This is a genomic window from Micromonospora sp. AMSO12t, assembly GCF_008806585.1.
Classification (GTDB): domain Bacteria; phylum Actinomycetota; class Actinomycetes; order Mycobacteriales; family Micromonosporaceae; genus Micromonospora; species Micromonospora reichwaldensis.
This window is the reverse complement of the sequence record NZ_WAAS01000238.1, coordinates 1-9,862: the sequence shown is the minus strand read 5'-3', so window position 1 is coordinate 9,862 and position 9,862 is coordinate 1. Positions and strand designations below refer to the sequence as shown.

General features: G+C 74.8%; 9 protein-coding genes. 5 read left to right on the top strand and 4 right to left on the bottom strand.

Annotated elements, in window-relative coordinates; translation table 11 throughout:
- Nucleotides 1–1,279: ATP-dependent helicase C-terminal domain-containing protein (locus F6X68_RS25855; RefSeq protein WP_305069297.1), on the top strand; the 1,279-nt coding region annotated here is incomplete at its 5' end.
- Nucleotides 1,280–1,365: 86 nt separating this feature from the next.
- On the opposite strand, the gene F6X68_RS25850 is transcribed toward F6X68_RS25855, so the two are convergent.
- The gene (locus F6X68_RS25850; protein ID WP_151456716.1) at nt 1,366–2,091 is read right to left on the bottom strand and encodes a PP2C family serine/threonine-protein phosphatase; all 726 of its coding nucleotides are present in this window, start codon (nt 2,089–2,091) and stop codon (nt 1,366–1,368) included.
- Nucleotides 2,092–2,319: 228 nt separating this feature from the next.
- Between F6X68_RS25850 and F6X68_RS25845 the strand changes: the two genes are divergently transcribed.
- From F6X68_RS25845 to F6X68_RS25830, 4 genes are all read left to right on the top strand, one after another.
- Nucleotides 2,320–4,932: a glycoside hydrolase family 9 protein gene (locus F6X68_RS25845; protein ID WP_151456715.1), complete on the top strand. Its 2,613-nt coding sequence runs from the start codon at nt 2,320–2,322 to the stop codon at nt 4,930–4,932.
- Between the two features lie 200 nt (nt 4,933–5,132).
- Nucleotides 5,133–6,068 carry a hypothetical protein gene (locus tag F6X68_RS25840; protein ID WP_225852429.1) on the top strand — a complete coding sequence of 312 codons (936 nt, stop codon included), beginning with the start codon at nt 5,133–5,135 and terminating at the stop codon, nt 6,066–6,068.
- A gap of 50 nt (nt 6,069–6,118) precedes the next feature.
- Nucleotides 6,119–6,379 (top strand): hypothetical protein, encoded by a 261-nt coding sequence (locus F6X68_RS25835; protein ID WP_151456714.1) that lies wholly within the window; start codon nt 6,119–6,121, stop codon nt 6,377–6,379.
- A gap of 165 nt (nt 6,380–6,544) precedes the next feature.
- A complete protein-coding gene (locus tag F6X68_RS25830; RefSeq protein WP_151456713.1) occupies nt 6,545–7,078 on the top strand; it encodes a GNAT family N-acetyltransferase in 534 nt (177 codons plus the stop codon).
- Between the two features lie 53 nt (nt 7,079–7,131).
- On the opposite strand, the gene F6X68_RS25825 is transcribed toward F6X68_RS25830, so the two are convergent.
- The 3 genes from F6X68_RS25825 to F6X68_RS25815 are packed head-to-tail and all read right to left on the bottom strand — an operon-like array spanning nt 7,132 to nt 9,841.
- A complete protein-coding gene (locus tag F6X68_RS25825) occupies nt 7,132–8,097 on the bottom strand; it encodes a TIGR03885 family FMN-dependent LLM class oxidoreductase (protein ID WP_151456712.1) in 966 nt (321 codons plus the stop codon).
- Between the two features lie 55 nt (nt 8,098–8,152).
- Nucleotides 8,153–9,565 carry an NADP-dependent succinic semialdehyde dehydrogenase gene (locus F6X68_RS25820; RefSeq protein WP_151456711.1) on the bottom strand — a complete coding sequence of 471 codons (1,413 nt, stop codon included), beginning with the start codon at nt 9,563–9,565 and terminating at the stop codon, nt 8,153–8,155.
- 12 nt (nt 9,566–9,577) lie between these two features.
- A complete protein-coding gene (locus tag F6X68_RS25815; protein WP_151456710.1) occupies nt 9,578–9,841 on the bottom strand; it encodes a DUF6343 family protein in 264 nt (87 codons plus the stop codon).
- Between the last annotated feature and the right edge of the window lie 21 nt (nt 9,842–9,862).

The window sequence follows — 9,862 nt, the reverse complement described above, 5'->3', positions numbered from 1 at the left end:
CGCCCGGGTGGGGGCGGACCGGGCGGCGGAGGTCGTGGCGCTGCTCGCCGAGGACACCGCCGCCGGGCCGGGCGACGACCTGACCGCCGCGTGGCGCCGGCTACGCGCGGGCGCGGACCCGGGCGCCACCGCCCGCTGGCGTTCGGAGGTACGCCGACTGCGCGCCGCCCTGCCCGACGCGCAGTCGCGACGGCCTGACCGGGGCCGCCCGCCCCTTGCTTCCGACGCAACGGCGGGAGGCCCCGGCCGGGCGAGGTCAGCCGGCGACCCCGCACGGGCCGGCGACGCGGGCCGGTTGACCGACGACCTGGCCGCCGGGCTGCTGGTCGGGCTCGCCCACCCGGAGCGGCTGGCCCGGGTGCGGCGGCCGGGCGGCTCGGCGTATCTGATGAGCGGCGGGACCGCGGCGGAGCTGGCGCCCGGGTCGGGGCTGGCCGGCGCCGACTGGCTGGCGGTCGCGGTGGCGGACCGCTCCCCCGGCGCGCCGACCGCCCGGGTGCGGCTGGCCACCCCGCTCGACGAGGCGACCGCCCGGGAGGCGGGCGGGCCGCTGCTGCGCACCGAGCGGGAGGTCGGCTGGGCCGGCGAGGACGTGGTGGCCCGGGAGGTGCTGCGGCTGGGCGCGATCGAGCTGGTCGAGCGGCCAATCGCCCGGCCCGACCCGGCGGAGGTGGCGGGGGCCCTGCTGACCGGCCTGCGTCGTACCGGCCTCAGTCTGCTGACCTGGACCCCGGCGGCGCGGGCGCTGCGCGAGCGGCTGGCGTTCTGTCGGCAGTCGCTCGGCGGCGACTGGCCCGACGTGGGCGACGAGGCGCTGCTCGCCGACGCGCCCGCCTGGCTGGGCCCGGAGCTGGCCCGCGCCCGCCGCCGCGCCGACCTGGCCCGCCTCGACGTGGCCGGGGCGCTGCGCCGGCTGCTGCCGTGGGCGCTGGCGGCGCGGCTGGACGAGGTGGCGCCCGAGCGGATCGCGGTGCCGAGCGGATCGCGGATCCGGCTCGACTACGCCGACCCGGCGGCGCCGGTGCTCGCGGTGAAGCTCCAGGAGACCTTCGGCTGGCGGGAGGCGCCGCGCATCGCCGACGGCCGGGTGCCGGTGCTGCTGCACCTGCTCTCGCCGGCCGGGCGGCCGGTGGCGGTCACCGCCGACCTGGCCTCCTTCTGGCGCACCGGCTATCCGCAGGTACGCGGGGAGCTGCGCGGGCGCTACCCGCGCCACCCGTGGCCGGAGGACCCGACCACGGCCCCGCCCACCCGGCACGCCACCCCGCGCCGGCGCTGAGCGGGCTCATGTCGTCACCTCCCTGCGGTCGGCGACACCACGAGGCTCCAGAGCGCTGAACCGGCTGGTTCGCTCGCGACGCTCGCTCACTCCTGCACGACGTCGGCGACGACCACCGTGACGTTGTCCGGCCCGCCGGCGCGCAGCGCCAGGTCGATGAGCCGGCGGGCGCAGTCCGCGCGGTCGGGGTGCTCGGCGAGCACCTCGGCGAGGGTGTCCGGGCGGACGACGTTGGACAGCCCGTCGCTGCACAGCAGCCAGCGGTCCCCGGCCCACGGCACCATCGTCGCGTACGACGGGGAGACCTCCTCGCCCTGCAACGCCTGGGTGACCACGGCCCGGCGCGGGTGGCTGCTGGCCTGGTCGGCGGTGATCACCCCCTGGTCGACGAGCATCTGCACGAACGTGTCGTCCCGGGTGATCTGCTTGAGCACGCCTTCGCGGAACAGGTAGGCGCGGGAGTCGCCGACGTGGGCGAGGGCCAGGCAGCTGCCCGTCCGGGCGAAGAGCAGGGCGGTCAGCGTGGTGCCCATGCCCTGCCGTTCCGGATCCTCGGCGACCGCCTGGTGGATCCGCTCGGTGGCGAGCTGGATGCCGCTCTGCAGTGCGGCCACCAGCGCGTGCTCCGGGGTCTCCACGTCCAGCGGAGCGACCGCGTCGATGGCGATCGCGCTGGCCAGGTCGCCAGCCGCCATCCCGCCCATGCCGTCGGCGACGGCGACGAGCCAGGTGCCGGCGTGCAGGGCGTCCTGGTTTCCGCTGCGGATCAGCCCACGGTCGCTCGTTCCCACGGAGCGCAGCTTCAGGGTCATGGGTGGCAGCCTGCCAGGCGGAGGGCTCAGTTGTCTCTAGGAGATCAGGACCTCGGCGCGTCGCGCGGTGAATCTCACTGTCCCGGAGGCCCGTCGGGCGGGTCCACGCCATCCAGCCGGATCGATTGACAGGGTGCCGGCGGCACTGGAACCATCGACAGGGTCTGGGAGCGCTCCCAGGTCGCCACCACCATCCCCCGTCCCCGCAGTCGTCCGGAAGGAACACCCGTGACGCCATCCCGACGTCGCCTCGCACTGCTCGCGACCGCGACCGCCATCGCCCTGACCGGAGCCACCGCCGGCACCGCCCACGCCGAACCGCCCCCCGACGCCCCCGAGCAGATCGACAACGGCGACTTCAGCGCCGGCGTGTCCCCCTGGTTCTCCTATGGCACCGGCCCGCTCGCGGTCACCGACGGCCGGCTCTGCGCCACCGTGCCCGGCGGCCTGGCCAACCCGTGGGACGCCGGCATCGGCCAGGACGGCGTGCCGCTGGTCGCCGGGGCCGAGTACACGCTCGGCTTCGACGTCTCCGCCACCCCCGGCACCGCCGTCAAGGCCGTCCTGCAACTGGGCACCGCCCCCTACACCACGTACGCCAGCGTCGACGCCACCGCCGGCGGCACCGCCCAGCGGTTCGAGAAGACGTTCACGGTGCCCGAGGCGAACCCCGCCGCCCAACTGATCTTCCAGGTCGGCGGCAACGCGGCCGAGCAGACCGTCTGCCTGGACGACGTCTCGCTGCGCGGCGGCGACCCGCCCGCGCCGTACGTGCCCGACACCGGGCCACGGGTGCGGGTCAACCAGGTCGGCTACCTGCCCGGCGGACCGAAGAACGCCACAGTGGTCACGTCGGCGACCGACGCCCTGCCCTGGCAGCTCAAGTCGGCCGCCGGCACCGTCCTGGCCAGCGGCAGCACCACCCCGCGCGGCGTCGACGCCGCCTCCGGGCAGAACGTGCAGACGCTCGACTTCTCGTCGTACCGGACCCCGGGGGCGGGGCTGACCCTCACCGTCGACGGCGAGACCAGCCACCCCTTCGACATCTCGGGCACCCTCTACGACCGGCTGCGCGCCGACTCCCTCCAGTTCTTCTACGCCCAGCGCAGCGGCATCGCCATCGACGGCGACCTGATCGGCGCGGAGTACGCCCGCCCGGCCGGGCACCTCGGCGTCGCGCCCAACAAGGGCGACACCTCCGTGCCCTGCCAGCCGGGCGTCTGCGACTACTCCCTCGACGTGCGCGGCGGCTGGTACGACGCCGGCGACCACGGCAAGTACGTGGTCAACGGCGGCATCGCCACCTACCAGCTGCTGAACACCTTCGAGCGGACCCGCACGGCCGCCACCGCCGGGCACGGCGCGGCCCTCGGCGACAGCACGCTGCGGGTGCCCGAGCGCGGCAACGACGTACCGGACGTGCTCGACGAGGCCCGCTGGGAGCTGGAGTTCCTGCTGCGCATGCAGGTGCCGGCCGGCAAGCCGCTCGCCGGGATGGCCCACCACAAGATCCACGACCGGAACTGGACCGGGCTGCCGCTCGCCCCGCACGACGACCCCGAGCAGCGCGAACTGCACCCGCCGTCGACCGCCGCCACCCTCAACCTGGCCGCCGTCGCCGCCCAGTGCGCGCGGCTCTTCGCCCCCTACGACGCGGCCTTCGCGAAGCGCTGCGGCACGGCGGCGAAGACGGCCTACGCCGCCGCCAAGGCCAACCCGACGCGGTACGCCAGCCCCGCCGACAGCACCGGCGGCGGCGCGTACGACGACACGAACGTCACCGACGAGTTCTACTGGGCCGCCGCCGAGCTCTTCCTGACCACCGGGGAGCAGCCGTACCTGGCGGACCTGACCGCGTCGCCGCACCACACCGGGAACGTGTTCGACCCGCGCGGCTTCGGCTGGCAGGGCGTCGCGGCGCTGGGCCGGCTCGACCTGGCCACCGTGCCCAACGGACTGCCGGCCGCCGACCTGGCCCGCGTCCGCGCCTCCGTCACCGCCGCCGCCGACGCCCACCTCGCCGAGGCGGCCCGGCAGGCGTACGGGCTGCCGATGCCCGGCGACCCGGACAGCTACTTCTGGGGCGGCAACAGCAACATCATCAACAACGCGGTCGTGCTGGCCACCGCCTTCGACCTGACCAGCAACGCGAAGTACCGCGACGGCGCGGTGCAGGCGATGGACTACGTCCTCGGCCGCAACGCGCTGAACATCTCGTACGTGACCGGGTGGGGCGAGCACGCGGCCGAGAACCAGCACAGCCGGATCTTCGGCCACCAGCTCGACCCGGACCTGCCGAAGCCGCCCGCCGGCTCGCTGGCCGGCGGCCCGAACGCCGCCCTGCAGGACCCGTTCGCCGCCAAGCTGCTCGCCGGCTGCAAGCCGATGTTCTGCTACGTCGACGACATCAACTCGTACGCGACCAACGAGGTGGCCATCAACTGGAACTCGGCGCTGGCCTGGATCGCCTCGTTCCTGGCCGACCAGGGCGACTCGAAGGCGGTGCCGGCGCCCACCTGCTCCGCCACGTACACCAACTACGGCGCCTGGCAGGGCGGCACCGGGTTCACCGCCCAGGTGACCATCCGCAACACCGGCACCAGCGCGATCGACGGCTGGGCGGCCCGCTTCGCCTTCACCGGCGACCAGAAGGTACGCGAGGCGTGGCTGGCGAAGGCGACCCAGGCGGGGGCCACGGTCACCGCGAAGAACGAGTCGTACAACGCCAGGATCGCCCCGGGCGGCACCGTCACCTTCGGCTTCAACGCGGTGACCGGCGGCGGCGCCAACCCGGCACCCGGCCTGATCACCGTCAACGGCGCGGCCTGCGCGCTCTCCTGACCGACCCGTGGTCCGGTGCGCCCCGGCGATCCGTCGCCTCGGCCGCACCGGCCCGGATCGTCCCAGGTGACGAGCGCGTCGCCCGCGTAACGGCCTCCCCCGGGTCCCCGGGGGGAGGCCACCACCGGGTCCGGGCCGTGCGGCCGGCAGCCGCCTAATCCGGTGGACGCCGTCCCGGGGCGTACGACAGGGTGGCCGGCATGGACGACGCGGAGCGGCGGGTCTGGTCGCGACTGCCGGACGACACCCGGAGCGCCCTGGCCGGCCTGAGCCCGGCGGACCTGCGCACGCTGCTGCTGGCGGTGGCCCGGGACCGGGCGGCGGCGGTACGCCCGGCGGACCTGGTCCGCCGCTGGCGCACGGACCGCTTCACCCGGCCGGCGGCGGCCGACCCCCGCGCGCTGGCCGCCGTCGAGGCCCGCCTGTGGGAACTACTCCCGGCGGAGTTCGCCGGCGTCGACCTCTCCCCCGTCGCGCCGATCGGCACCTGCTCGGTCGTCACGCCGATGAGCCAGAACCGCATCGTCACCACCTTCCGCGCCACCGAGGTGCTCAGCGACCCCACAAACGCGCTCGCGATCGAGGCCGCGGTGCGCCGCCGGGAACAGCCGGCCGGCGGCACCGTGCACCTGGCCGCCTGCCACCGGGTGCTGCGGGCGCAGGACTTCGGGCCGACCTGGTCGGCGCACTTCCGGCTCTTCACGCTGGTCTCCAGCGCCCGCGACACCGGCTCGGGGCGCACCGAGGCACGGCTGCTCACCCTGCACCTGGCGTACTGGCGCACGGTGCTCGCCACCCTGCTGCCGCCGTCGGCGGCGGCCCGGGTGCGCCTGACGTTGCTGGACAGCCCTGTGGTCGGGGAACGGATCGCCGACACCGTCCGGCCGACGCTGGGCCCGTCGGGCGTGCCGCTGGTGGACGAACCGGAGCGCCGACGCGGCCGGGGCTACTACGTCGACGCGGCGCTGCGGTTCACCGCCGGCGACGGCGCCGACGAGGTCGAACTCGGCGACGGCGGCTTCACCGACTGGACCGCCCGGTTCACCAGCGACGCCAAGGAACGCTGCCTGACCTCCTGCCTGAACACCGAGCGGCTCGTCGCGCTTGCCGAGGCCCGGCGGCCAGCGGCGCCCTGACCACGATCAGCCGGCCCAGAGCCTGGCGGAGCCCGCCTACCATCATGGCCATGGATGCAACGGGGTGGATCCTGACCGGGATCGCGGCGACGGTCGTCGCCCTCATCCTGGTCGTGCTGCCGCTGAGCAGGCGGCGGGCGTCGCCGCCCGACGGGCGGGACGCGGCGTTGACGGCGGCGCGCAGGGCCATCCGGCAGTCCCGCCGGGACGGACGGCGCCGTGGGCGGGGCAGCCTCCGCGGCGAAGGGTACGGCGGGGATCCCAGCACGATGGGCACCGCCAGCTCCGGCGACTCGGGCGGGACGCCATGACCTCCCGGCGTAGCTGGCGCCCGGAGCGGTGAATCGTCCACGACATCAGCTCGACAGCACGAGCGCGGGGAGACCGCCTCCCTGGCCGGGGCTCGCGGCGTCGAGGGCCGACGTCCAGTCCAACCTGCTCGCGTCGAGACACCTGGTTGTAGCAGCATGTCCGTCATGAGCGACCAGCGGAGCCTGGGTCTGCGTCCCGGCGGCCCGACCGACGCGCCCGCCGTGCTGCGGCTGCTCGACGACGCCACCGCCTGGCTGGCGGCGCGGGGTCGCACCGGCCAGTGGGGCACCGAGGCGGCCTCGACCGACCCGCGGCGGGTCGCGCAGGCCGAGGCCTGGGCGAGCGGCGGCGGGCTGTGGCTGGCGACGCTCGCCGACCGACCGGTCGGCGCACTGGTGGTGGGGACGGCGACCGAGTACGTGCCACCCGCCACCGAACCCGAGCTGTACGTGAACCTGCTGGTCACCGACCGCGCACACGCCGGGTCGGGCATCGGCGGCCGGCTGCTGGCGCACGCCGCGGAGCTGGCCCGGGAGCGCGGGCTCGGCCTGCTCCGGGTGGACTGCTACGCGGGCGACGACGGCGCGCTGGTCCGGTGGTACGAGCGGCAGGGCTTCACCGCCACCGACCCGTTCACGGTCGAGCGCCCGGGCCGCGACCCGTGGCCCGGGCAGGTCCTCGTCCGCCGCCTGCCCTGACGCCGGTCCGCTCACCCCCGGGCAGGCACCGCGCAGGCCCGGGACGGGACCGCTCAGCCGGCGCTGCGCAGCTTCGGCAGCACCTCGGCGCCGAACGCGTCGATGAAGTCCCGCTGCTCCTGCCCGACGTGGTGCAGGGCGATCTGGTCGAAGCCCAGCTCCAGGTACTCCTCCAGCCAGCCGACGTGCCGGCCGAGGTCGGCGGAGACGTTCACGACGTCGTGGACCTTCTCCATCGGCACGTCCTGCGAGACCACGTCGAAGTGCTCCGGGGTCTCCAGGTCCCAGCAGACCGGCGGGGCGAAGACGTTGCTGCGCCACTGGTCGTACGCGAGCCGCTCGGCCTCGGCCTGCTCCGGTGCCCAGCTCACGTGCACCTGGAGGTGCAGCGGCCCGCGCCCGCCGGCGTCCCGGTACGCGTCGATCATCTGCCGCAGGTGCGCGGTCGGGGCGTTCACGGTGATCAGCCCGTCCGCCCACTCGGCGCACCAGCGGGCGGTGGCCACGCTGACCGCCGCCCCGATCAGCGCCGGCGGCTGCTCCGGCCGGGTCCACAGCTTCGCCCGGTCCACCCGGACCAGGCCGTCGTGGCTGACCTCCTCGCCGGCCAGCAGCGCGCGGATCACGTCCACGCACTCGCGCAGCCGGGCGGTGCGGACGTCCTTGCGCGGCCAGTCGTCGCCGGTGATGTGCTCGTTGCTCGCCTCGCCGGTGCCGAGGGCGGCCCAGAACCGGCCCGGGTACATCGCCCCAAGGGTGCCGATCGCCTGGGCGATGATGGCCGGGTGGTAGCGCTGCCCGGGGGCGTTGACCACCCCGAACGGCAGGTCCGTCGCCTGGAGCGCGGCGCCGAGCCAGGACCAGGCGAAGCCGGACTGGCCCTGCCGCTCGCTCCAGGGCGCGAAGTGGTCCGAGGACATGGCGGCGTCGAAGCCGGCCCGCTCGGCGTGGATCACCGCCTCCAGCAGGGCGCGGGGATGGATCTGCTCGTGGGACGCGTGGAAGCCGAACACCGTCATGGCGTCACTCCGTACCCACGACGGCGTCCGGCTACGCCGACGAAGCCGGGCGGGGCTACTCCGCGTGCGCCCCGGCGCCGGCCGAGGCGGCCCCCTCGCCCACCCAGACGGTCTTGGTGTTGCAGAACTCCCGCATGCCGAGCGCGGAGAGCTCGCGGCCGTAGCCGGAGTTCTTCACCCCGCCGAAGGGCAGTTCCGGGTAGGACGTGGTCATCCCGTTGACGAAGACGTTCCCGGCGTCGAGGTCGACGGCGAAGCGCTCCTGCTCCTGCGGGTCCCGGGTCCAGGCGTTGGACCCCAGGCCGAAGGAGGTGCCGTTGGCCACCTCGATCGCCTCGTCGTACGACGACACCCGGTAGAGGCCCGCGACGGGCCCGAAGACCTCCTCGGACCACATCCGCATCTCCGGCCTCAGGTCGGTGACCACGGTCGGCGGGTAGAACCAACCGGGGCCGGCGGGCAGCTCGCCGCCGCAGAGCACGGTGGCGCCCTTGTCGACCGCGTCCCGCACCTGGGCGTGGATCTCGTCGCGCCCGCCCTCGCTGGCCAGCGGGCCGACGTCGGTGCCGGATTCCATCGGATCGCCGACCCGCAGGGCCGCCATGTTCGCCGCGAACTTCTCGGCGAAGGCGTCGAAGACGTCGGCGTGCACGATGAACCGCTTCGCGGCGATGCAGGACTGGCCGTTGTTCTGGCAGCGGGCGGTGGTGGCGACCTCGGCGGCCCGGTCCAGGTCCGCCGACGGCATCACCACGAACGGGTCGCTGCCGCCGAGCTCCAGCACGGTCCTCTTCAGCTCCCGGCCGGCGATCTGGGCGATCGACCGGCCGGCACCCTCGCTGCCCGTCAGCGTCGCCGCGCGCACCCGCGGGTCGCTGAGCACCCGGTCGACCTCGGCCGAGCCGACCAACAGGGTGGTGAACGCCCCCTCCGGGAAGCCGGCGCGGCGGAACAGGTCCTCCAGCAGCAGCGCGGTCTGCGGCACGTTGGAGGCGTGCTTGAGCAGGCCGGTGTTGCCGGCCATCAGGGCCGGCGCGGCGAAGCGCAGCACCTGCCACAGCGGGAAGTTCCAGGGCATCACCGCGAGCACCGGCCCGATCGGCTGGTAGCGGACGAAGGCGCGGGTGGCCTTGACCGCTCCGGCGTCGGCGGGCTCGTCGGCGAGGAACTCGGCCGCCTTCGCCGCGTAGAAGCGGCAGGCGGCGGCGCACTTGGTGACCTCCGCCTGGGCCGAGGCGTACGTCTTGCCCATCTCGGTGGTCATCAGCCGGGCGATCTCGTCGCGCTCGGCCTCCAGCAGGTCGGCCGCCGCGTTCAGCCAGCGCCCGCGCTGGTCGACGGTGGTGCCGCGCAGCTGGCGGTACGCCAGGTCGGCCCGCTCGATCGCGGCGTCGATCTGCTCCGGCGACATCGGTTCGTACGTCTTGAGCGTCTGTCCCGTGGCGGGATTGGTGGTCGCGATGGGCATCTCGTACTCCTGTCACTCGAAGAGTGAGTGGCGGGCTCCCGGTTCCTCCCGGCGGCGGGCGGCGCGGCGCCGCTGGATGATGATCAGGTCGACCACGGCGACCACCGCGAAGACCACGCAGAGGACCCCGAGCCACACCAGGTCGGCGTTGAACGCCAGCACCGCGAAGACGGTCATGGTCACCAGACCGAACCCGGCGAGCACGAGCCGCATGTTGAGCGCGCTGTAGGCGTGGCCGACCGTGCCACGGGCGCGCCGGGGCTGCGATCTCGTCATCTCACCGACCTACCCCCGATC

What these genes read in the sequence shown, in the direction of transcription:
- F6X68_RS25825 (WP_151456712.1), bottom strand. Translation starts at nt 8,097, where the DNA reads ATGACGGTGTTCGGCTTCCACGCGTCCCACGAGCAGATCCATCCCCGC.
- F6X68_RS25840 (WP_225852429.1), top strand. Translation starts at nt 5,133, where the DNA reads ATGGACGACGCGGAGCGGCGGGTCTGGTCGCGACTGCCGGACGACACC.
- F6X68_RS25835 (WP_151456714.1), top strand. Translation starts at nt 6,119, where the DNA reads ATGGATGCAACGGGGTGGATCCTGACCGGGATCGCGGCGACGGTCGTC.
- F6X68_RS25815 (WP_151456710.1), bottom strand. Translation starts at nt 9,841, where the DNA reads ATGACGAGATCGCAGCCCCGGCGCGCCCGTGGCACGGTCGGCCACGCC.
- F6X68_RS25820 (WP_151456711.1), bottom strand. Translation starts at nt 9,565, where the DNA reads ATGCCCATCGCGACCACCAATCCCGCCACGGGACAGACGCTCAAGACG.
- F6X68_RS25850 (WP_151456716.1), bottom strand. Translation starts at nt 2,091, where the DNA reads ATGACCCTGAAGCTGCGCTCCGTGGGAACGAGCGACCGTGGGCTGATC.
- F6X68_RS25830 (WP_151456713.1), top strand. Translation starts at nt 6,545, where the DNA reads ATGAGCGACCAGCGGAGCCTGGGTCTGCGTCCCGGCGGCCCGACCGAC.